Source organism: Thioalkalivibrio sp. (genome assembly GCF_007692535.1).
GTDB lineage: Bacteria > Pseudomonadota > Gammaproteobacteria > Ectothiorhodospirales > Ectothiorhodospiraceae > Thioalkalivibrio.
The window spans coordinates 22,584-42,941 of the sequence record NZ_REBW01000214.1 but is presented as its reverse complement, the minus strand read 5'-3'; the positions used below and the strand labels follow the sequence as shown (position 1 = coordinate 42,941).

Sequence of the window (20,358 nt, the reverse complement as noted above, 5' to 3'; positions counted from 1 at the left end):
ATGCGCCGTGGATTTGCCCAGTTCGGCCTTGTCCTGCCAGCACTGCTGCTGGCAGGGCTGGCCCTGACACTGACCGGTTGTGGGAAGGTTGAACCGCCCGCTCCCCACCTCGTGCTCGAGGCGCGTGGCGACCAGTGCGTGGAACCCACCGACGTGATTCGCCGGGACCACATGAAGATCCTGATGCACGAGCGTGACGAGGCGAAAATTTACGGCCGGCGCAATCCGGATCACAGCTTCGTCGGCTGCGTCGACTGCCACGTCTCGCCCACGGCGAGCCGCGACGACCCCGCAACGCACTTCTGCATGGCCTGTCACCAGTTCAACGCCGTACGCATGGACTGTTTCCAATGCCACACCGACCAGCCGTCGGATGCTGCGCCGCCCAAACGCAGCGCAGGCCTGGAAGAGTCCATCGAACGGCACCTTGCGCTTCAGGCTGACGGGATCGAGACCGTCCAGGAGATTTCGACACCATGAGTACCGAAAACAGCGCGAACGTCTCACGTCGGCAATTCATCACCGGGGCGGCCACTGCCGTGGCGGGGCTCACCGTCGCGCCCGGGGTCTTCCTGCTGAAGACCGCCGGCGCGGCGAACGGGGCCGACCCTGCCACGCGCTGGGGCCTCCTGATCGATACCAGCAAGTGCGCCGACGGCTGCACCGCCTGCGTGCGCGCGTGCCACGAGGAAAATGGCGTGCGCAGTCTGGGCAGGCCCAAGACCGATGCGCAGTGGATTCGCAAGGTCAACCTGACCGAACGCGAAACCGGACACCAGCATTCGCTGCCGGTGATGTGCCAGCACTGCGAGAAACCGCCCTGCGTCGACGTATGCCCGACGAAGGCCTCCTTCATCCGCCCGGACGGCATCGTGCTGGTCAACAAGCACACCTGCATCGGTTGCCGGTACTGCATGATGGCCTGCCCCTACAAGGCGCGCTCCTTCATTCACGAGCCGCTGACCGACCAGAAACCGCATTCACCGAGGGGCAAGGGCACGGTGGAAAGCTGCACCCTTTGCGTGCACAAGGTCGACCGTGGCGAGGGGACCACTGCCTGCGTCGAAGCCTGCAACAAGGATGGGCACCGGGCCATGGTCTTCGGAGATCTGAACGACCCTTCCAGCGAGATTGCGCAGCGCCTCAAGCAGGAGGGCAGCACTGCCGTCCGCGCCGACCTGCGGCTGAACCCTGCAGTCCGCTACCAGGGTATCTGACCGAGACATGACAACGATGACAGCGAAGACACACTTCACGGAAATCGAGGGCCGCAGCCCCGGTTACCTCGCCCTCCTGGCCGGACTGGCCGTGCTGATCGGCCTCGGGCTGCTTGCCGCGGTGCTCAAGGGCACACACGGCCATTACATCACCGGCATGAACAACCAGGTGGTCTGGGGCCTGCCCCACATCTTCGCGATTTTCCTGATCGTTGCGGCCTCGGGGGCGCTGAACGCGGCCTCCTTCTCCTCGGTCTTCGGCCGCGTCGCCTACAAGCCGCTGGCCCGGCTGTCGGGCCTGCTGGCCATGACGCTGCTGATCGGCGGCCTGGTCATCCTGGTGCTCGATCTGGGCCGCCCCGATCGCCTGATCGTGGCGATGACCCATTACAACTTCAAGTCGATCTTCGCCTGGAACATCCTGCTGTACACCGGCTTTCTGGCCGTGGTCGCAGTGTACCTGTGGTTCATGATGGAACGACGCATGAACAGCTACGTTCCGGTCGCGGGTTACGTGGCCTTCCTCTGGCGTCTGATCCTGACCACCGGTACCGGCTCCATCTTCGGCTTCCTGGTCGCCCGGGAGGCCTATGACGCCGCCATCCTGGCGCCGATGTTCATTGCCATGTCCTTCTCCCTCGGGATGGCGGTCTTCATCCTCGTGGTGATGGCGACCTTCGCCGGCACCGAGCGCCCGCTCGGCGACCTGATCCTCCGGCGCATGAAGAACCTGCTCGGAATCTTCGTTGCGGGCGTGCTCTACTTCGTGCTCGCCTACCATCTGACCAACCTCTATGCGACCCGGCTGCACGGCATCGAGGCCTTTGTCCTGCTCAATGGCGGCATCTACACCTTCCTGTTCTGGTTCGTGCAGATCGGTCTCGGCAGCATCCTTCCCCTCGTTCTGCTCTTCCACCCTGTGTGGAGTCGGGCGCGCCGCGTGATCGCGGCGGCCGCCGGCCTGGTGATCGCCGGCGGTCTGGCGCAACTCTATGTGATCGTGATCGGTGGACAGGCCTATCCCCTGGATCTCTTCCCGGGATACGACATGAGCAGCAGTTTCTTCGACGGCGTGGTCGCGACCTACACCCCGTCGCTCCCCGAATTGATGCTGGGTCTGGGCGGCACGGCCTTCGCCTTCCTGCTGCTGGCGGTGGTGATGAAGTTCCTTCGCATCCTGCCGACCAGCCTCGCGGACGACAAGGTCGATCCCCAGGTTTCCAGCACCCCCTCCACGGCACAGTCCGCTCCCGCCGGGGCATGACCCCGGCCCTGGCTGCCGCAGCGGCGGCGGCGTAAGCATGTCCCGGCTGCTCGTCTCCGCCGCACACAAGTCGTCCGGCAAGACGACGATCAGCACCGGCCTGTGCGCGGCGCTGGCGGCCAGCGGCTTGCGCGTACAGCCGTTCAAGAAGGGTCCCGACTATATCGATCCGCTATGGCTTGGCCGCGCCGCGGGCCGGCCCTGCGTCAATCTCGACTTCAACACCATGTCCCCCCGGGAGATCCGCGAGGCCGCCGGCGCGCACATGGCGGCTGCCGACCTGGCGTTGATCGAGGGAAACAAGGGCCTGTATGACGGCCTGGACCTGGAGGGCTCGAACAGCAACGCGGCGCTGGCACGGCTGCTCGAGGCGCCCGTGGTGCTGGTGATCGACAGCCGGGGCATGACCCGCGGTGTCGCACCGCTGCTGCTCGGCTACCAGGCCTTTGAACCCGATATCCGGATCGCCGGCGTGATCCTGAACCGGGTCGGTGGCGCGCGTCACGGGGCCAAGCTGCGCGCGGTGATCGAGCACTACACCGATATCCCGGTGCTCGGCCTGGTCTCGGAGAACCCGGCGTTACAGATCCTGGAGCGCCATCTGGGGCTGGTGCCGAGCAACGAGCATACTGCCGCCGACCGCCAGATCCGGACACTGGCCGAGGCGGTCGCCGCGGAGGTCGACCTGGCCACCATCGCCCGGCTGGGCGCCGACGCCCCCGCCCTCCCCGTACCCTCCCCACCCGCCATCGATGCGCCCGGCCCACCTGTGCGGATCGCAGTGGCCCGGGACGCGGCCTTCGGCTTCTACTACACCACCGACCTGGAGGCCCTGGAACGGGCTGGAGCGGAGCTCGTGTTCTTCGACACGATCCACGACGCACGCCTGCCTGACGCCGACGCCCTGTTCATCGGCGGCGGTTTCCCGGAGAGCCAGATGCAGGCCCTGGAGGCCAACACGCCGATGCGCGAGGCCATCCGTCTGGCAATCGAATCGGGAATGCCCGCCTACGCCGAGTGCGGCGGCCTGATGTATCTCGCGCGCGGCATTGCCTGGGACGGCCGCCGCAGCGAGATGGCCGGCGTGCTCCCCGGTGAGATCACCATGCATGCGCGGCCGCAAGGCCGCGGGCTGGTGCGACTGCAGGAGACGGGGCACGGCCTCTGGCCCCTGACCGGACCCGCGGGGGAGCCCGGATCCTTCGGGGCGCACGAATTTCATTACTCGGCGCTGGAACCCCTCGACGAACCGCCCGTGTATGCTTACCGCGTGTTGCGCGGCCATGGCGTCGACGGACAGCACGACGGCATCGTGCACCGCAATCTGCTGGCGAGTTACAGCCATCTGCGCCATACCGCGCAGAACCCCTGGGCGACCCGCTTCGTGCACTTCGCACGCACGGTGATGGCGGGCGCCGACCGGGCGACCGGCGACGCCCCGAAAAAAAGCCTTCCAATCTGAGAACAAGGAGCAAGGCATGATCACGATCACCCCCGCGGCCTCAAAGCAGATCCAGGCGTCAGCCGCCGAAAGCGGCATGGAGAAGCCCGCACTGCGCATTGCGGCCAAGCGTATGCCCTCGGGCAACATCGACTACGGCATGGGTTTCGACGAACACGAACGGGACAACGATCTCGTCTTCAAGACCGGCGGCATCGAGGTCGTGATCGAGCCGGTCAGCGTGGACCTGCTGAAAAACGCGGTGCTCGACTACGTGGAAATGGAGGCCGGCGATTTCCGCTTCATCTTCATGAACCCCAACGACCCCGACTATCGTCCGCCGGACGGGCTGAACGCGCCGCCCGCCAAGTGATACGGTTGCAACTGAACGCAGCCATCGGCGCCGCGGTGGGCGGCATCTGCGCATTCATCCCGCGGGCACCCCGCAGCTTGACCCGCCTTCCGCTCACACATCGGCCCACATGCGCATCAGGTTGGCGCGTGCGCGGCCGGTCCTGCGGGTGATCCCGGCGTCCGGGTCGGCACTGCGAAGCTCCTCTTCGATCTGATAGAGGTCGAGCAGCAGTCGCCGCCGGTCGGGCTCGCGGACCATGGACTCCGCCCACGCGACCGCGACCAGCCGTTCGCCCCGGGTCACCGGATCCACGCGGTGCAGGCTGGAGGAAGGATAGATCACCGCATCCCCGGCCTCGAGCTTCACGCGCTGTTCGCCGTATTCGGTCTCCACCACGAGTTCGCCACCATCATAGGCCGCAGCCGGGTTCAGAAAGACCGTCATCGACACATCGGAGCGATAGCGGCCGCCCTCCGGCCCCATCACCGGGTCGTCCACATGGGTCCCGTAGCTCATTCCCGGCTGGTACCGCGCGAAGAACGCCCCGGAGAGCCGTTTCGGCATGGCCGCGGCCTGGAACAGTGGATTCCGGTACAGCGGCATCAGGACCAGCCGGTTCAATGCGCCCACCCGCTGATCCGTCGGGTCGGCCTCCTGGTTGTTCTTGACCCGGCGCGCATCTCCGCCCGCCGAGGCGCGGCCATCGACGAAGGACAGTTCAGCCAGCAGTTCATGCACGCGCTGCAGGGTGGCGGCGTCGAGGACGTTCGGCAGGGTGATCAGCATCGAGGCTCCGGGGCTGGCGAGGCATGGACCGTGGGTGGACGGTGCCTGGGGCCGATCATCAAGCCTGGAGGCCCGTCCCGCAAGCTCGTAGGAGGCCAGCCCCTGGCCGATCGGCCCCGGCCCCGACGTCCGGATCACCGACAGCATCGCCGAGAGGGCTCGGCTCCTGCACAAGGGTTCCTTACGCCGTGCCGAAGCCTGGCCGCAACGACGCGAGCGCCTCGTCGTCCACCGGCCAGGATTCGCTCGGCTCTTCGAGGAAGCGCCGTGCCACCGCAAGCCAGTGCTCCCGGGCGGGTGCGATCTGGGCCTTCAGCACCGCCAGAGGCGCGCCGGCGATCCAGGACTCGTAGGCGGATCGGAGCTGCGGAAACAGCAGCGATCGCATGCCGGTGAGATTGGCGAAGTAGAAATGGATCGCGCCCGGCGATTCCTCCGCCAGCAGCGCCGGCAGGGTGGTCAGGCAGTCGGCCAGGTGATCCCGCACCGCACGGGCGACGAGTTCATGACGGCCGCCGGCGACCGCCAGCACCCGGTCCTTCCAGGCATCCCCGAGCGCCCTGCCGGCAAGGATCTCGCCCACCTCGTGCCAGACCGCGGACTCGACCTCGCTGTCGGTCATCGCCTCCAGTGTCGCCTCGTCGGCGGGATCATAGCCATAGGCCGCCAGCGCCCGGGCCAGCGCGTCGTCCGCCGGCGCACCCCTGATCTGCCAGGCCTCGATCATTTCGAACACGAGGCGGCGCACCGATTCGCGGCGCACGAAGATCTGGTCATCCCGAGACATCGCCGGCGGGCTCACGAGGTCACGCGCAGCCTCTGCCCCGACGACATGTACCTGATAGCCGTTGTAGTCCTCGCGGCGCAGCAGGGTCCCGAGGAAGAAGAGAGGACGGGCGCCGCGCCCCAGTCCCGCCCCGTACACGAGCCCATAGGGATCGAGCGACCGGTTGACCGCCTCCTGGTCGAACGGGTCGTGCTGCACATCACCCAGGCGCAACGCCTCGGGCGACAGGCCCTCGAGTTCCTCCCAGCTGCGCTCGCGCTCACTGACCCAGTCACCGACCTCCTGCCGATTCAGTGCAGCGGAAAACGGCAGACCGCGTTCCCAGCGATAGAACTCGCGCATCTTCAGCAGGTAGGTGCACAGGGAATAGTTGCCGGCGAACTGGGCATCGGCGATGTCGCAGTTGCGCTGCACGGCGGCGCGGAGGTCCCCGAGCAGGTCCCCGGACGCGGCGGTTGTGGAGTTGGCATTCACCGGATCGTCTGCCCAAGGTTGCCAGCGGTGAGATCATTCTGCGGGATAGGGGCCGGCGTGCAAACCATTCCATGGCCCGAGTGCGTGTTCCAGACGCGTCAGGGTCGCCCGGCGTTCCCGGGGGTCTGTGCGGGTTTGCGGCGAATGCGGCGGGATTCACTACAATGCAGGCGATGAACCAGGCTTCCGCCCAACCCGCCGCATTCACCGCCGGGATCCGCTGCATCACCTTCGATCTCGACGATACGCTGTGGCCCGTGATGCCGGCCATTCACCGTGCCGAGGCGCGCTTCTACGATTGGCTGCGGGTCCATGCACCGAGTGTCTGCGCACGCTATACGCCGGCGGCGCTGGTCGCGGCCCGGAGCGCCTTCATCCGTGCTGCGCCCGCGTCCGAGCGCCACGATCTGACCAGCCTGCGCAAGCGCTGGCTGCGGGGGATCGCGCTGGAGGCCGACACCTGCCCGGAGCGCATGGCCTCCGAGGGGTTCGAGGTCTTCTGGCTGGCGCGCAACGAGGTGGAGCCCGACCCGGAGGCGGCCGCGGTTCTCGAGGTCCTGGGCCGGCATTTTCGACTCGGAGCGATCAGCAACGGCAATGCCGACGTCTTCCGAACCCCGCTGGGGCAATTCTTCGACTTCGCGATCCCGGCGGCGGAAGCCGGTGTCGCCAAGCCGGATCCCGCAATCTTTCGGACCGCGGCGCGGCGGGCCGGGCTACCTGCCGAGGCCATGCTGCACATCGGCGACGACCCCGTCTGCGACGTGCTGGGGGCCCGCAACGCGGGGATGCACGCCGGTTGGTTCAACCCGGGCACCAGTGCCTGGTCCCACGACGCGCCCCATCCTGCCCTGACCTTTGGCCGCCTGGGCCAGATTCCGATCCGACTCGGCCTGGTCAGACCAGCGCCGTTGCGGCCATGAGACGCTCCAGCCGATCGACGTCTTCAGGTGTGTCCACGCCCTGCGGCACCGCCCTGTCCACAATTCCGACCTGAATCCAGGCTCCGATGGCCAGGGCCCGCAACTGCTCCAGTTGCTCCATCCGTTCCAGCGCCGCCGGCGGCTCCGTGGTGAGGCGCCGCAGGAAGCCCGCGCGGTACGCGTAAAGACCCAGATGGCGCCGGGCCAGCGCCAGATCGGGCGGCTGCCCGGCCCGCCGCGCCTCGCGATCCCAGGGAATGGGGGCACGGGAGAAGTACAGGGCCCGCCCACTCGCATCGGTGACCAGCTTCACCTGATTGGGGTCTTCCAGGTCGGCTGCGGAACGCATTGGTACACCCAGCGTCGCCATGTCGGCACCGGGGTGAGCCTGCAGCAGGGCCGCCAGGTCATTCAGCAGCGAGCCGGGCGTTAACGGCTCATCGCCCTGCAGGTTGACCACGCAAGTGTCGTCCGACCAGTTCTCCTCCAGCGCGACCGCGGCAATCCGATCCGTGCCCGAAGCCAGCGCGGCGTCGGTCCAGCGCGCTTCTGCACCACTCTGCAGCGCCACGTCCAGCACGCGCTGGTCCTCGCTGGCCACGATCACCCGTTCCGCCGCGCTCTCCCGGGCCCGCGCGATCACATGCGCGATCAGCGGACGCCCGGCGATGGCGATCAGGGGCTTGCCCGGCAGCCGGCTGGAGGCCATGCGGGCCGGGATCACAACGATGAAGGGTTCCGTGTTCATCCGATTTCTCCGCCAAGGTCAGCATGGAGGGGCCGGCTGCCTGCCCACAGCCGAGGAACCTGCCTACTTGTCCCGCCAGCGCTTCTTTTCCTCCTCCGACAGCACGCGGGCCTCGTCCTCGAGCATCACCGGGATGTCGTCCCGGATCGGGTAGGCCAGGCCCGCAGAGACCGAAATCAACTCCTTGGCCTCGCGGTCGTAGTGCAGCGGCCCCTTGGTGACCGGGCAGACGAGAATATCGAGCAGGCGTTTGTCCATCGTGTTTTACCCCAGGTATTTGAGCCGTATAGAGGTTTCCAGGCGCCGCAGCAGCGCCTGTTCGAAGGCGGGTTCCGGCTGCGCCGACACCGGCCAGTACCAATGACGCTCATCAGCAAAGTCCCGGCATTTTACGGCATCCTTCTCCGTCATCAGTACCGGAAAGTCATCGTCGAAGCGGATATCGCGCGCACGGAAGCGGTGATGATCCGGGAAAGGATGCCGCATCACGTCCACGCCCGCATCGTCGAGCGCCCGGAAGAACCGCTCCGGATCGGCGATACCGGCAACCGCGTGGGCGGAGCGCCCGACCTCGCGCAACGGGCGGCCGACGCCCGGGCGGGCCACGCTATGAACGCGATCGGACGCGGTCAGGTCCATCGCGTACTCGCCGGGCTGCGGCACGCCGCCCATGTTCACGACGAAATCGGCCCGGGCAGCCGCCGAACGCGGCTCCCGCAAGGGACCTGCGGGGAGACAGAGGCCGTTGCCGAAGCGGCGGTGGCCATCCACCATCAGGATACTGATATCCCGCGGCAGCCGGTGATGCTGCAACCCGTCATCCGAGATCACCACATCGACGCCCTCCTCCTCGGCAAGGGCCCGTGCCGCACGCACCCGGTCCCGGTCCACCCAGACCGGGACTCCGGTACGCCGTGCCAGCATCAACGGCTCGTCGCCCACCATGGCCGCATCAGCACCGGGCCGGACCAGCAGGCTCGCCTGGGCATGGCGCCGGCCGTAACCGCGACTGACGATGCCGGGACGGTAGCCGGCCTTGACCAGCCGCTGCGCCAGCCAGGCAGTCATCGGGGTCTTGCCGCTCCCACCGACGGTCAGGTTACCGACCACGATCACGGCCTTCACGGGCAGGAAAACGGAGCGCTGATTGCCTTCCAAGCGGTTGCGATTCCACGTGGCCAACCCCGCGTAGACCAGCGACAGCGGAAACATCACCGCGGCAAAGGGCCCACGATGGCTCCACTGACGCCAGAGCCACTGCTCTACCATGTCCACACCCGGTCCATCAACGCCCCGAGATTCGCGTCCACCTGGCGCCGCTCTTCCCAGAAACGCCGGCGGGCCGCATCGCCCAGGCTGCGACGCTGATGGTCGTCGCCCCGAAGCCTGCGCCAGTGGTCAACCACGGCCCCGCTGGAGGCGAGCATCGGGACCGGCAGGGTTGCGGCCGCTGCCTCTTTGCCCAGGGTCACCGCGCAGCCAGCGGCCAGAGCCTGCCACAGGACCGCACGGCCCGGATCGGCCAGGTGTACGGCGTCGGCCGCGCTGGCAGCGGCGGCGAACCAGCGCCGGTCATCGATGTGCAGGATGCTGCCGCCGGCAAGCCCGCTCCGGTCCCAGGCGCTGACCTTCAGAGCAGCCTCCTCGGGAGCGCCGGTATCGGCGAAGCTGGCCATCAGAATGTCATCCGCTGCGGTTGCCATCCCGCGCCAGGCAGTGAGCCATTCCGGCCACTGCTGCGCGCGGCCATGCCACCACCAGAGGCGCCTCTCGCCACCGCCCGCCAGTGTGCGCAGCACCACATCCGCCTGTGCCTCGGCGAAACGCGCCTGTGGGTCGGCCGGCGGCAGCAGCTCGCCAGCCTGGCCGTTCATCTCCCAGTCACGCTGCGCCGCACCGGAGACGGGCCATGCTGCGGCCACCGGCACCGGAGCCGGACCGGTTCCCACCGCTGCCACCGGGGCGAGCGTCCGGCGCAACAGGTTCAGCGGCGGATCCGACTCAACGAGGATGATCCCACAGGGCTGGAAGCGCGAGAGAACCCGGGTGACGACGCGCGGTCGGTCGCAGGGTCCGTACCCGATCCCCACCCGCTGCCAGGGACGCAGCACGGCTCGAAGCAGGTCCGGGTCGTCCCGTTCGAAGGTCATCACCAGGCGCAGATCCCGGCGCCGGTCACGCACCGCGCCCAGCAGTTCCACCCCCAGGCGCAGCGCATCCGGACTGCCGCCCGCCTTGATCCAGAGCACACGACCCCTGCCCTCGGGCGGCGTCAGAAAGCCCAGTCGGGCGCGGGCCCGATTCCCCTCCCCGACGCGATAGTCGCGCAGCACGGCACGCCAGACCGGCCCGAAACCCGCACCATATCCGCGATTCGCCACCGGCTAATCGGCCTCGGCATCACGGAACTGCAACTGATACAGATGGGTGTAGATGCCATCACGGGCCAGGAGGTCGGCATGCGGGCCCACCTCCATCACCCGGCCGGCATCGAGCACCACGATGCGGTCCGCGTGCTCGATGGTGGACAGCCGGTGGGCGATGATCACCGTCGTGCGGGTATGCATCAGGGTCCTCAGCGCAGCCTGCACCATGCGCTCGGACTCGTTGTCGAGGGCCGACGTCGCCTCGTCCAGGATCAGCAGGGGCGCGTCGCGCAGCAGGGCGCGGGCGATCGCCAGTCGTTGCCGCTGACCACCGGAGAGCAGCACCCCGTTCTCACCGATCAGGGTGTCGAAACCATCCGGCAAACGTTCGATGAACTCCAGGGCATGGGCCGCCACGGCCGCCTCGCGCACCTCCGCCTCGGTGGACTCGACCCGCCCGTAGGCGATGTTGGCGGCGATGGTATCGGCGAACAATGTGACGTCCTGGCCGACATAGGCGATCTGGCGCCGCAGGTCACGCAGGCGCAGATCCTCGATGTCGTGTCCATCGAGCAGGATACGGCCTCGGGTGGGATGGAAAAACCGCGGCAACAGATTCACCAGTGTCGTCTTGCCGCTGCCGGAACGGCCCACCAGCGCCACACTCTCGCCCGGCTGGATGTCCAGATCGATATCCCTCAGTACGTCCGGGCCACCCGGCTCATAGCGAAAGCTCACGTTCTCCAGCCGCAGGGCGCCACGGGCTCGTTCCATCGGAACGTGCCCGGCGTCACGTTCGGGAACCTCGTCGAGGACCGCGAAGATGTTCTGCCCTGCAGCGATGCCGCGTTGCAGCGTTGCGTTGATGTTGCTGAGCCTGCGGATCGGAGTCAGCAGGAGCAGCATCGCGGTCAGAAAGGAGACAAAGGTCCCGGCGGTGATCTGCTCGCCGAGGATGTCGGAGGTCGCCATCCAGATGATCAGGGACAGGACCACCGCCACGATGAACTGGATGATCGGGACGTAGGCCGCCTTGATGCCCTCCATGCGCATATGCAGCCGGCGGTTGCCCTCGTTGATGCCCTCGAAGCGTTCCCGCTCGTAGGTCTCCCCGCCGAAGATGCGCACGACACGGTGGCCCTCGATCACCTCCTGGGTCACGTGGGTCACGTCGCTCATGTTGCCCTGGATCCGATGCGACAGGCGCCGGAACTGTTTGCTGACGAGATTCACCACCAGGACGACCAGCGGCACGATCACCAGGATGGTCAGGGTCAGCACCACGCTCAGATAGAACATCCAGGCCAGGAGCACCAGGACGGTCAGGGTATCCTTGACCAGTACGCTGAAGCCATCGGTGGCGGCCCCAGCGACCTGCTCGACGTTGTAGGTCAGGCGTGAGATCAGTTCGCCGCTGGACTGGTGCTGAAACCGCTGGACGGGCATCACCAGCAGACGCTCGAACAACTCCCTGCGCAGACGCTTGACGATCTGACGCGCGACATACCGCATCGAATAGGTCGCGCCGAACTCGGCGACGCCGCGGACCGCAAAGAGCAGGATCAGAAGCAGCGGGATCCAGCGGGCGAGGTCGCTCTCCGCGACACCGAAGGATTCGTCCATCAGCGGCTTCATCAGCGCGGCAAAGCCTGCCTCGGTTCCCGCCATGATCATCATGGTGACCGTGGCGCCGACCAGAATCGGCCAGTAGTAAAAGGCATAGGACAGCAGTCGCCGGTAGACCGACCAGCCGGAGCCGTACTCCCGCAACGGGCCCCTATTCCGCATCGGGGGAACGGCCGATCGTCGCGATCGAAACCGCTGAAATCCCAAGGCGCCCGACCACGTCGAGCGCAGTGACGACGGACTGGTGGGTTGCGTTGGCATCCGCCCGGATCAACACCGGGTCACCCGGCCGCTCGCTGACCGCCTGCTCCAGCGCACGCTCCAGCGTCTCCGGCCGGCGGTTAACGAGTTCCTTGCCGTCCACGTAATATTCGCCGGTGGCGTCCACCAGGATGTCGATCCAGGCCCGTTCCGCCGCGACCGGCTCGCGGTCCGCGGCGGGAAGCTGCAGCTGGATATCGGCATGCCGGTCGAAGGTCGTGGAAACCATGAAGAAGATCAGCAGCAGGAAGACCACGTCGATCAGTGGCGTGAGATTGATCCCCGCCTCATCGACCCTGGGGCGACGAAAATTCACGCAGTGACCCCGGAGGCGCTGCGCTCGCCGTGAATCACTTCCACCAGCTTCACGGCCTCCATCTCCATCTCGATCACCAGTTCATCGACCCGACCGCGGAAATAGCGATGAAAGATCAGCGTCGGGATCGCCACACCGATGCCGGCCGCGGTGGTCACCAAAGCCTGGGAGATTCCCCCAGCGAGATCACGGGGACTGCCCACGCCGATCTCGGTGATCACGTTAAAGACCTCGATCATCCCGACCACGGTGCCCAGCAGACCCAGCAGCGGAGTGATCATCGCGATGGTACCCAGGGTATTCAGGAAGCGCTCGAGTTCATGCGCGACCCGCCGGCCGGTCTCCTCGATGGTCTCCTTCATCACCTCGCGCGAGTGATCCTGCGCGGCCAGGCCGGCCGCCAGCACCTGGCCGAGCGGAGAGCGGGCACGCAGGCGCTGGAGCTGAACCCCGCCACCGGGACCAGCACCCTGCGCCTGTTCCCATACCGTCAGCAGGAGGCCACGGGGCACCACCCGCGAACGCCGCAACGCCCAGATGCGCTCGAGCACGATGGCCACCGCGATCACGGAACAAAGCAGGATCGGCACCATCAGCCAACCGCCCGCCTTAACGATTTCCAGCATCCAGATCTCCCTACTCCGCAACCGGCGGAATCTTCCCGCCGGCAGTCAGTTCTTGATGATACCCGCACCTCGGAAGGCACGAAACACGAGGGCGCGGGGTCCAGCCCGTTCTAATCGCGCGCGAACACGGCCATCGATTCCACGTGCGCGGTGTGCGGGAACATGTCCATGATACCGGCCGCATCCAGCCGGTAGCCGAAGTGATGCACGAGCCGCTCGGCATCGCGCGCCAACGTGGCGGGATTGCAGGAGACGTAGAGCAGCCGTGGAATCCCACGGGAACCGAGGGCCTCGATCGCGGCCGCAGCGCCGGTGCGCGGCGGATCCAGCAGCACGCGATCGAACGATTCATCGAGCCAGGACATCTCCTGCAAGCCCTCGTCCTCCAGATTGGCGCAGACATAGCGGGTATTGCCGATACCCTGGCGCTCGGCATTGGCGCGCGCGCGCTCCAGCATCCGGGCGTCTCCCTCGACCCCAACGACCTCCCCGGCCCGACGCGCCAGCGGCAGCGTGAAGTTTCCCAGCCCGCAGAAAAGGTCCAGCACCCGGGAATCGGGTACCGGCTCCAGCAGATCGATCGCCCTTCGCACCATGCGCCGGTTGATCTCCGCATGCACCTGGACGAAGTCCAGCGGCCCGAAGTCGACCGTCACGCCGAAGTCGGGGTGCCCGTAGCGAAGTTGTGTCTGCGGTCCCGCAAGCTGCTGCACGGTGTCCGGGCCGCCGGGCTGCAGGTAGACCTGCACGCCTTCCCCGGCGGCGAATGCGGCGAGGCGGTCCCGATCTGCCTGCGACAGCGGCTGCAGATGACGGAATACCAGGGCGGCAGTACCCGCATCATCGACCACGGCCTCGATCTGGGGAATCCGCTCCCGCGCGTCCAGCCCATCGATCAGGTGGCGCAGTTGCCCGATGCGCCTGCCGATCGCCGGATGCAGCACCTGGCAATCCCACATGTCGGCAAGATAGCGCCCTCCGCGTTCACGAAAACCGACCAGCGTGCCACCCTTCTTGGCTACATATTTCACGCCCAGTCGCGCCGTGCGCCGGTACCCCAGGTCATCCCCGACCAGGGGCTCCAGCCGCCGCCCCACGGCGACGTGGCCGATCCGCGACAGGGCCTCGAAGAGATTCCGCTCCTTCAGGAGCCGCTGGAAGCCAACCTCTGCATGCATCAGCCGGCAGCCGCCGCAGACGCCGAACCATTCGCAGGGCGGCTCCACGCGCTCGGGGGCGGGTTCCAGCACCGTCTCCAGCTGTGCGGTATCGAAGTTGCGCTTGCGCCCGGTCTGTACGGCTCGCACGCGCTCCCCGGGCAGCGCGCCGGCGACGAAGCAGGCCTTGCCCTCACGCCGACCCACGCCCTGACCGTCGAGGGTCAGGTCGTCGATCTGCAGTTCGAACGGACTGCGGTCGATGCTCATGCGGACGCAGGCGGCGGGCCGGCACCGCGCCATGCGGCCAGGAACTCGTCCAGGTGGGCTTTGCCGGTATGGCCCAGGTAGTCCCGAAGCTGCGTCTCGCGCCGCTCCAGCGCCTCGGGGGTCAGGCCTCCGCGCATCACCTCGAAGCGCAGGTACACGAGATAGGTGTTGAGCACGTCGTGCTCGACGTAATCGTGGATGCTGGCCCTGTCCCCATCGCGCCAGGCCGGCCACACCTTGCTGCCGTCCATGCCCAGCTTGCCCGGAAGGCCAAGCAGCGAGGCGATCATGTCCAGCCCAGCGGTGGCCCGCATCTGGTACGCGGCAAGCACATCCATCAGGTCGATGTGACGCCAGTGAAAGCGGCTGAGGTAGTTGTTGTAGCGGAAGCTGCGGTCGTCATCGCCCTGATCCCAGTACCGCGGTGCGCTCACACCGTGCAGCATGGCACGGTAGTGCAGCACCGGCAGATCGAAACCACCGCCGTTCCAGCTGACCAGCGTCGGTGTCCGTTTCTCGATCACATCGAAGAACTGACGCAGCAGTTCCGCCTCGTCTTCGCTCTCACGCCCGAAGGCGGACAGCTTGATCTGGTCGCCGCCCTGATAAAGAACGCCGATCGAGACGATCCGATGCAGGGGATGGGCGAGGAACTCGGACCCGGTTTTGATCCGGCGCAGCGCGAAAAGGGCCTCGGCGACCTCCTTGTCGGACAGTCCCTCGAAGTCGTGCAGCCGCCGCGCTCCATCGATGTCGGGAACGGTCTCCAGATCGAAGACCAGTACGGGCCCGCCGGTCACGCCGGGTAGACGCCGGTGGAGATGTAGCGGTCGCCCCGGTCGCAGACGATCGCGACCACCAGACCGTCCTCGACCTCCGCGGCGACCTTCAACGCAGCAGCCACCGAACCGCCCGAGGACACGCCGGCGAAGATCCCCTCCTCCGCAGCCAGCCGGCGCATCATCGTCTCGGCCTCCTGCTGGCTGACGTCCAGCGTGCGATCCACGCGGGAGGCATCGAAGATCGACGGCAGGTAGGCCTCGGGCCAGCGCCGGATGCCGGGAATCGACGATCCCTCGGTAGGCTGCACCCCGACGATCTCCACCGCGGGATTGCGCTCCTTCAGATAGCGCGAGGTCCCCATGATCGTTCCGGTGGTCCCCATCGACGAGACGAAGTGCGTGACCCGGCCCCCGGTATCCCGCCAGATCTCGGGTCCCGTGCCCCGGTAGTGGGCGTCGGAATTGTCCGGGTTGGCGAACTGATCGAGCACCCTGCCCTTGCCCTCGCGCTGCATCTGCTGCGCCAGATCCCGGGCGCCCTCCATGCTCTGCTCGCGGGTCACCAGGATGATCTCGGCACCAAAGGCCTTCATTGCGGCCCGACGCTCCGCGGACATGTTGTCGGGCATGATCAGGATCATCCGGTAGCCCTTGATCGCCGCCACCATGGCCAGGGCGATGCCGGTATTGCCACTGGTGGCCTCGATCAGCGTGTCACCGGGACGGATCTCGCCGCGCGCCTCCGCCTGCAGGATCATGTTGAGCGCCGGCCGGTCCTTCACCGACCCCGCTGGGTTGTTGCCCTCGAGCTTGACCAGCACCGGCGAGGGCAGACCCGCGGCAAGGCGCTGCAGGCGCACCAGCGGGGTGTTGCCGACGAACTGCTCCAGCGTAGGAAAGGATTCCGGGTTCACGGTAGCCATGGCGCGAGAGTATAGCGGCTCCCATCCGATTACGGGGCTCCAATGGAGGAGTCAGGCTGGGACGCTCCACACACGGCGCCCCGGAGGCAAGCCCCCGCCATCGGCATCACGAGCCATCGCGGGAACGCCCGGATCACCCGGGATGGCCCGGACCTCCACCTACGGACCCGCCCTCGAGAACGACGAAGGCCTGGGCATAGTCGTGCTCGTCGCTGATGCTGAGGTGGATCCGGGTCACGCCCAGGCGGGCGGCGGTACGGGCGGCGGCTCCGTTCAACGCGAAACCGGGACGGCCCGCCGCGTCATGGGTCACGCAGGCCTCGTTGAGCGCCATGTCGCGACCCACTCCGCAGCCCAGCGCCTTGGCCAGAGCCTCCTTCGCGGCAAAACGGCGGGCGACGAAAGCCTCGGGGCGAACCGAGGGCAAGTCCACCTGCTCCTCCGGATGCAGCAGGCGCTCGAGAAGCCGGGGACCGTGGCGCTCCAGCATCGGGCGCAGGCGCTCCACGCGGACCAGATCGGTGCCGATGCCGAGAATCATCGACGGGTTCCTTTCACCTGTTCAGGCGCCGTCGCGGCGCGCGGCGTCCATCACGCCGCGCATGTGGCTCACCGCCTCGGGCAACCCCGTGAACAGCGCACGGGCGATGATCGAATGGCCGATGTTGAGTTCATGAAACAGGGGGTGGGCCGCGATCGGCCGCACGTTGTCGTAGTCCAGTCCGTGTCCGGCGTTGATCACCAGGCCCATCTCGTGGCCGACCCGCGCCGCCTCGAACAGCCCCTCGATCAGGCGCGCCCGTTGCTCGGGGTCACGCGCATTGGCGTAGGCGCCGGTGTGGAGTTCCACCACGGGCGCTCCGATGGCGACTGCGGCCTCCAGCTGGCGCAGGTCCGGCTCGACGAACAGCGACACCTCGATCCCGGCAGCGGCCAGGGGCTGCACGAAGTCATGCAGGCGAACCTGCTGTCCGACAGCATCCAGACCGCCCTCCGTGGTGAGTTCCTCCCGACGCTCCGGCACGATGCAGCAGGCCTCCGGCAGCAGTTTCAGCGCAATGGCCTGCATGCCGTCGGTCGCCGCCATCTCGAGATTCAGTGGCCGGGCCAGACGCGGCTTGATGCCGAAGACGTCATCGTCCTGGATGTGGCGGCGATCCTCGCGCAGGTGCAGGGTAATCGAATCGGCCCCGCTGGCCTCGGCCAGACGCACCGCGTGCATCAGATCCGGGTACGGAGTGTGCCGGGCCTGGCGGATGGTGGCGATGTGATCGAGGTTGACCCCGAGCCGAAGCGCAGGGGGGACGTAGGCTGCCATGATGCGGTCTTTCCCGTCAGAGAAGACGCCGGGTCTGGATCTCCCGGCCGTCGAGGTGTTGATCGATGAGCCTGCGCATGAAGTCACGCGCCGCGCGCTGGTCATTATCGGCCAGCCTGGAGCCCGTGGCGAGCGCCAACAGGGCCGCACCGGTCAGGGCGCCAGGCGCCCCGGCGGCAACGGGTTCGCTCAGCCCCGCGTCGGGTTGATAGCGATAGTGTGCATCGGCTTCGAGTTCCGCGCCGGAAACGTGCTCCAGGCCCGAGTCCAGGAGACACAGGAGCGACCACTCGGCGGCGCGCAGCGCATGCTCGGGACGTTCCGGTGCCAGCAGACCCTGGTAGGCCTCTTGCAGAATCGCAACGGCGTCTCCGGCACGTACATCACGCGGGAACAGGTGCAGCACCAGCTCGTTCAGGTACAGGGCGCAGACCATCGACCGACCGGTCAGCGGGAAGGCCCGCCTCTCCTCGCCGACGGTCAGGTTGGGCAACTCTCCCCGACCGCGCCAGGCCAGGTCGAGCAGCACGAACGGCCGGAGGCTGCCGGCCCGCCCGCGCGCAAGAACCGCGAGCCGGCCCGCGTCACGCGTGATCAATTCCAGGATCCGACTGTTTTCGCGGAACGGCCGAGCATGCAGCACGAATCCCGTAACGAGCAGTTCCTGCCGATCCGCCGTCACCGGGGCTCTTCGATCCCCAGTTCCCGCAAGGCGCGATTGCTCTGCGACCAGCCCTCCTCGACGCGGACGGTCAGGCGCAGCATGATCTTGCGTCCGAGCAGAGTCTCCAGCTGCTCGCGGGCCGCCTGGCCGATCCGCTTCAGCATCTGCCCGCCCTTGCCGATCACGATGCCCTTCTGGCTGTCACGCTCGACCAGGATCAGCGCATCGATATGGGTGATGCCCGGACGGTCCTCCCAGTCCTCGACGCGCACGGCCACCGCATAGGGGACCTCCTGTCCGAGACGCTCCAGGAGTGCCTCGCGGATCATCTCCTCGGCGCGGAACCGTTCGGGACGATCGCTCAGCTGCTCGGGGTCGTACAGGAACGGCCCCTCCGGCAGGTGCGTGCGCAGTTCATCGATCAGTCCCTCGAGGTTCTTGCCGGTCTTGCCCGACAGCGGAACGATGCCCAGGTAGTCGAATTCGCCCGCGCGGGTCTCAAGGAACGGCAACAGTGTGCTCTTGTCGGCGACCCGGTCCACCTTGTTCACGACCAGCACGGCGGGTCGGCCGGCCGCGCGGATGGCCTCCAGGATGAATGCATCGCCGGCCTCGAAACGCCCGGCCTCGATGATGAAACAGACGATGTCGGCATCCGCCAGTGCCTGGACCGCGGTGCGGTTCAGTACGCGGTTCATCAGCCGGCTGCGCTCGGCATCGATCCCCGGGGTATCGATCAGTACCGTCTGGTCCCGACCGCGGGTCACGATCCCAAGGATGCGGTTGCGTGTGGTATGCGGCTTGCGGGTGATCGCAGCCAGCTTTTCTCCGACCATCCGGTTCAACAGGGTGGTCTTCCCGACGTTGGGACGCCCCACCAGAGCCACCAGGCCGCAACGCGTCTGCGGTACTTCGCTCATGTGCCTGACTCCGATTGCAGGCGATTCAGGGCCGCCTCGGCCGCGGCTTGCTCCGCCGCGCGACGGCTGGGACCGGTGCCGCGTTGCCCCCAGGACTCGCTGGGCAGCCGGACCTCCACCGTAAATTCCCGCTGGTGGTCCGGCCCCGAGACCTCCAGCACCTGATACTCAGGCAGTTCCCGTCCCCGCCCCTGCAGGAATTCCTGCAGGCGGGTCTTCGGGTCCTTCAGGGACTCGGCGCTGGGCAGGGCCGCGAGCCGATCCGCGTACAGCTGCAGTACGAAATCGCGCGCGGCATCGAATCCCGCCACCTGGTAGCTCGCTCCAATCAGCGCCTCCAGTGCATCGGCAAGAATGGACTCCCGCCGCTGACCGCCGCTCTTGCGCTCGCCCTGCCCGAGATTCAGAGCGCCCTCCATACCCGCCGCGCGGGCGAGTTCGGCCAGCGAACCCCGATTGACCAGCGCAGCCCGCAAGCGCGTCAGGTCGCCTTCCGGAGCCTCCGGCAGGGATCGGAAGAGTGCGTCGGCAATCACGAGCCCCAGTACCGCGTCGCCGAGGAATTCCAGGCGCTCGTTGTGCCTCCCGCTCGCGCTGCGGTGGGTCAGCGCCTGCTCCAGCGACTGCGCACCCCGCAGGGCCTCGGGCAGAAGGCTTCGAAAATCCGTGGCAGTCATCGGAGCGGGGGGTCGGACGTCAGCTTCTGCCGACCCACACGCGGGGTAGGACGGCGCAAGGGCGACCGGTCCCGTCAAGGCGCAAGCTTGTCGCGGCGATTGAACTTGGCGATCAGATCGAGGTTCGCGAAAAAGTTACGCCGCACCTCGTACTCGAGCAACATGAAACGGCCGCCGCCGTCCTCCGTGAAGCTGATGATCTCGGGCGCCTTCAGCTCATAGACCGAGTTGATCGAAAAACGCCGGTCGATCTCGCTCCAGAGCTGCCGGTCGGTCCGCTCGGCGGCTCCCGGTGCGGCGGCGACGTCCGTGACGACACTGCGCACCGTGAAATACTGCAGGTAGTCCTTGCCGACGGTCAGAAAGAAGTTCGCGACCAGCACCGCGAACACGATGAACACGATCACGGTGAACGCACCAATCCCACGTATTCTTTGCCTGGATCTCATCATCGCCC

General features: G+C 67.2%; 24 protein-coding genes. 6 read left to right on the top strand and 18 right to left on the bottom strand.

The features are described 5' to 3' along the window. From EA346_RS12465 to EA346_RS12445, 5 genes are read left to right on the top strand one after another with little or no spacing between them, the layout of a single operon-like run. The gene (locus tag EA346_RS12465) at nucleotides 1-480 is read left to right on the top strand and encodes a sulfur reduction protein DsrJ (RefSeq protein ID WP_296759064.1); all 480 of its coding nucleotides are present in this window, start codon (nucleotides 1-3) and stop codon (nucleotides 478-480) included. Next, nucleotides 477-1,217 (top strand): sulfate reduction electron transfer complex DsrMKJOP subunit DsrO, encoded by a 741-nt coding sequence (gene dsrO, locus EA346_RS12460; RefSeq protein ID WP_296759061.1) that lies wholly within the window; start codon nucleotides 477-479, stop codon nucleotides 1,215-1,217. The genes EA346_RS12465 and dsrO overlap by 4 nt, the downstream gene beginning before the upstream one ends. Nucleotides 1,218-1,233: 16 nt before the next feature. Further along, the gene (nrfD, locus tag EA346_RS12455) at nucleotides 1,234-2,481 is read left to right on the top strand and encodes an NrfD/PsrC family molybdoenzyme membrane anchor subunit (RefSeq protein WP_296759058.1); all 1,248 of its coding nucleotides are present in this window, start codon (nucleotides 1,234-1,236) and stop codon (nucleotides 2,479-2,481) included. Between the two features lie 37 nt (nucleotides 2,482-2,518). Then, nucleotides 2,519-3,943 carry a cobyrinate a,c-diamide synthase gene (locus tag EA346_RS12450; RefSeq protein WP_296759055.1) on the top strand — a complete coding sequence of 475 codons (1,425 nt, stop codon included), beginning with the start codon at nucleotides 2,519-2,521 and terminating at the stop codon, nucleotides 3,941-3,943. Between the two features lie 16 nt (nucleotides 3,944-3,959). Continuing rightward, nucleotides 3,960-4,295, top strand: coding sequence for an iron-sulfur cluster assembly accessory protein (locus tag EA346_RS12445; protein ID WP_296759053.1), 336 nt, complete (start codon nucleotides 3,960-3,962; stop codon nucleotides 4,293-4,295). Between the two features lie 93 nt (nucleotides 4,296-4,388). Here EA346_RS12445 and EA346_RS12440 read toward each other — a convergent pair whose 3' ends face one another. Next, nucleotides 4,389-5,063: a Fe2+-dependent dioxygenase gene (locus EA346_RS12440; RefSeq protein ID WP_296759052.1), complete on the bottom strand. Its 675-nt coding sequence runs from the start codon at nucleotides 5,061-5,063 to the stop codon at nucleotides 4,389-4,391. A 181-nt stretch (nucleotides 5,064-5,244) separates the two neighbouring features. Then, a complete protein-coding gene (locus EA346_RS12435) occupies nucleotides 5,245-6,324 on the bottom strand; it encodes an Sfum_1244 family protein (RefSeq protein WP_296759050.1) in 1,080 nt (359 codons plus the stop codon). Between the two features lie 173 nt (nucleotides 6,325-6,497). Between EA346_RS12435 and EA346_RS12430 the strand changes: the two genes are divergently transcribed. Continuing rightward, nucleotides 6,498-7,247, top strand: coding sequence for an HAD family hydrolase (locus EA346_RS12430; RefSeq protein ID WP_296759087.1), 750 nt, complete (start codon nucleotides 6,498-6,500; stop codon nucleotides 7,245-7,247). Here the strand turns inward: EA346_RS12430 and kdsB are convergent. The 16 genes from kdsB to EA346_RS12350 all read right to left on the bottom strand — a co-directional run bounded on the left by kdsB (nucleotide 7,222) and on the right by EA346_RS12350 (nucleotide 20,332). Then, nucleotides 7,222-7,995 (bottom strand): 3-deoxy-manno-octulosonate cytidylyltransferase, encoded by a 774-nt coding sequence (kdsB, locus tag EA346_RS12425; RefSeq protein ID WP_296759048.1) that lies wholly within the window; start codon nucleotides 7,993-7,995, stop codon nucleotides 7,222-7,224. The two genes, EA346_RS12430 and kdsB, sit on opposite strands and share 26 nt — an antisense overlap. A 63-nt stretch (nucleotides 7,996-8,058) precedes the next feature. Further along, a complete protein-coding gene (locus EA346_RS12420; protein ID WP_296750106.1) occupies nucleotides 8,059-8,253 on the bottom strand; it encodes a Trm112 family protein in 195 nt (64 codons plus the stop codon). 6 nt (nucleotides 8,254-8,259) lie between these two features. Further along, nucleotides 8,260-9,264, bottom strand: coding sequence for a tetraacyldisaccharide 4'-kinase (gene lpxK, locus EA346_RS12415; RefSeq protein WP_296759046.1), 1,005 nt, complete (start codon nucleotides 9,262-9,264; stop codon nucleotides 8,260-8,262). Continuing rightward, a complete protein-coding gene (locus EA346_RS12410) occupies nucleotides 9,258-10,376 on the bottom strand; it encodes a glycosyltransferase N-terminal domain-containing protein (protein WP_296759043.1) in 1,119 nt (372 codons plus the stop codon). The genes lpxK and EA346_RS12410 overlap by 7 nt, the downstream gene beginning before the upstream one ends. A 3-nt stretch (nucleotides 10,377-10,379) precedes the next feature. Further along, complete coding sequence (gene msbA, locus EA346_RS12405; protein WP_296759040.1) at nucleotides 10,380-12,149, bottom strand: lipid A export permease/ATP-binding protein MsbA; 1,770 nt, start codon at nucleotides 12,147-12,149, stop codon at nucleotides 10,380-10,382. After that, nucleotides 12,139-12,564: a biopolymer transporter ExbD gene (locus EA346_RS12400; protein WP_296759038.1), complete on the bottom strand. Its 426-nt coding sequence runs from the start codon at nucleotides 12,562-12,564 to the stop codon at nucleotides 12,139-12,141. The genes msbA and EA346_RS12400 overlap by 11 nt, the downstream gene beginning before the upstream one ends. Next, complete coding sequence (locus EA346_RS12395; protein ID WP_296759037.1) at nucleotides 12,561-13,190, bottom strand: MotA/TolQ/ExbB proton channel family protein; 630 nt, start codon at nucleotides 13,188-13,190, stop codon at nucleotides 12,561-12,563. Before EA346_RS12395 ends, EA346_RS12400 begins: the two co-directional genes overlap by 4 nt. A 110-nt stretch (nucleotides 13,191-13,300) precedes the next feature. Next, nucleotides 13,301-14,617 (bottom strand): 23S rRNA (uracil(1939)-C(5))-methyltransferase RlmD, encoded by a 1,317-nt coding sequence (rlmD, locus tag EA346_RS12390; protein ID WP_296759035.1) that lies wholly within the window; start codon nucleotides 14,615-14,617, stop codon nucleotides 13,301-13,303. Next, nucleotides 14,614-15,417: a 3'-5' exonuclease gene (locus tag EA346_RS12385; protein ID WP_296759033.1), complete on the bottom strand. Its 804-nt coding sequence runs from the start codon at nucleotides 15,415-15,417 to the stop codon at nucleotides 14,614-14,616. The genes rlmD and EA346_RS12385 overlap by 4 nt, the downstream gene beginning before the upstream one ends. Further along, a complete protein-coding gene (gene cysM / locus EA346_RS12380) occupies nucleotides 15,414-16,322 on the bottom strand; it encodes a cysteine synthase CysM (protein WP_296759032.1) in 909 nt (302 codons plus the stop codon). Before cysM ends, EA346_RS12385 begins: the two co-directional genes overlap by 4 nt. 133 nt (nucleotides 16,323-16,455) lie before the next feature. Continuing rightward, nucleotides 16,456-16,863, bottom strand: coding sequence for a holo-ACP synthase (acpS, locus tag EA346_RS12375; RefSeq protein WP_296759030.1), 408 nt, complete (start codon nucleotides 16,861-16,863; stop codon nucleotides 16,456-16,458). Nucleotides 16,864-16,884: 21 nt separating this feature from the next. Next, complete coding sequence (locus EA346_RS12370) at nucleotides 16,885-17,640, bottom strand: pyridoxine 5'-phosphate synthase (RefSeq protein WP_296759028.1); 756 nt, start codon at nucleotides 17,638-17,640, stop codon at nucleotides 16,885-16,887. Between the two features lie 16 nt (nucleotides 17,641-17,656). Next, nucleotides 17,657-18,322, bottom strand: coding sequence for a recombination protein O N-terminal domain-containing protein (locus EA346_RS12365; protein WP_296759026.1), 666 nt, complete (start codon nucleotides 18,320-18,322; stop codon nucleotides 17,657-17,659). Then, the gene (era, locus tag EA346_RS12360) at nucleotides 18,319-19,224 is read right to left on the bottom strand and encodes a GTPase Era (RefSeq protein ID WP_296759024.1); all 906 of its coding nucleotides are present in this window, start codon (nucleotides 19,222-19,224) and stop codon (nucleotides 18,319-18,321) included. Before era ends, EA346_RS12365 begins: the two co-directional genes overlap by 4 nt. After that, a complete protein-coding gene (gene rnc / locus EA346_RS12355; protein ID WP_296759022.1) occupies nucleotides 19,221-19,901 on the bottom strand; it encodes a ribonuclease III in 681 nt (226 codons plus the stop codon). Before rnc ends, era begins: the two co-directional genes overlap by 4 nt. 74 nt (nucleotides 19,902-19,975) lie before the next feature. After that, the gene (locus EA346_RS12350) at nucleotides 19,976-20,332 is read right to left on the bottom strand and encodes a DUF4845 domain-containing protein (RefSeq protein ID WP_296759084.1); all 357 of its coding nucleotides are present in this window, start codon (nucleotides 20,330-20,332) and stop codon (nucleotides 19,976-19,978) included. Nucleotides 20,333-20,358: the final 26 nt, after the last annotated feature.

Coding starts and splice junctions, on each gene's coding strand:
- EA346_RS12465 (WP_296759064.1), top strand. CDS start 1: ATGCGCCGTGGATTTGCCCAGTTCGGCCTTGTCCTGCCAGCACTGCTG.
- dsrO (WP_296759061.1), top strand. CDS start 477: ATGAGTACCGAAAACAGCGCGAACGTCTCACGTCGGCAATTCATCACC.
- nrfD (WP_296759058.1), top strand. CDS start 1,234: ATGACAGCGAAGACACACTTCACGGAAATCGAGGGCCGCAGCCCCGGT.
- EA346_RS12450 (WP_296759055.1), top strand. CDS start 2,519: ATGTCCCGGCTGCTCGTCTCCGCCGCACACAAGTCGTCCGGCAAGACG.
- EA346_RS12445 (WP_296759053.1), top strand. CDS start 3,960: ATGATCACGATCACCCCCGCGGCCTCAAAGCAGATCCAGGCGTCAGCC.
- EA346_RS12440 (WP_296759052.1), bottom strand. CDS start 5,063: ATGCTGATCACCCTGCCGAACGTCCTCGACGCCGCCACCCTGCAGCGC.
- EA346_RS12430 (WP_296759087.1), top strand. CDS start 6,498: ATGAACCAGGCTTCCGCCCAACCCGCCGCATTCACCGCCGGGATCCGC.
- kdsB (WP_296759048.1), bottom strand. CDS start 7,995: ATGAACACGGAACCCTTCATCGTTGTGATCCCGGCCCGCATGGCCTCC.
- EA346_RS12420 (WP_296750106.1), bottom strand. CDS start 8,253: ATGGACAAACGCCTGCTCGATATTCTCGTCTGCCCGGTCACCAAGGGG.
- lpxK (WP_296759046.1), bottom strand. CDS start 9,264: ATGGTAGAGCAGTGGCTCTGGCGTCAGTGGAGCCATCGTGGGCCCTTT.
- msbA (WP_296759040.1), bottom strand. CDS start 12,149: ATGCGGAATAGGGGCCCGTTGCGGGAGTACGGCTCCGGCTGGTCGGTC.
- EA346_RS12395 (WP_296759037.1), bottom strand. CDS start 13,190: ATGCTGGAAATCGTTAAGGCGGGCGGTTGGCTGATGGTGCCGATCCTG.
- rlmD (WP_296759035.1), bottom strand. CDS start 14,617: ATGAGCATCGACCGCAGTCCGTTCGAACTGCAGATCGACGACCTGACC.
- cysM (WP_296759032.1), bottom strand. CDS start 16,322: ATGGCTACCGTGAACCCGGAATCCTTTCCTACGCTGGAGCAGTTCGTC.
- acpS (WP_296759030.1), bottom strand. CDS start 16,863: ATGATTCTCGGCATCGGCACCGATCTGGTCCGCGTGGAGCGCCTGCGC.
- EA346_RS12370 (WP_296759028.1), bottom strand. CDS start 17,640: ATGGCAGCCTACGTCCCCCCTGCGCTTCGGCTCGGGGTCAACCTCGAT.
- era (WP_296759024.1), bottom strand. CDS start 19,224: ATGAGCGAAGTACCGCAGACGCGTTGCGGCCTGGTGGCTCTGGTGGGG.
- rnc (WP_296759022.1), bottom strand. CDS start 19,901: ATGACTGCCACGGATTTTCGAAGCCTTCTGCCCGAGGCCCTGCGGGGT.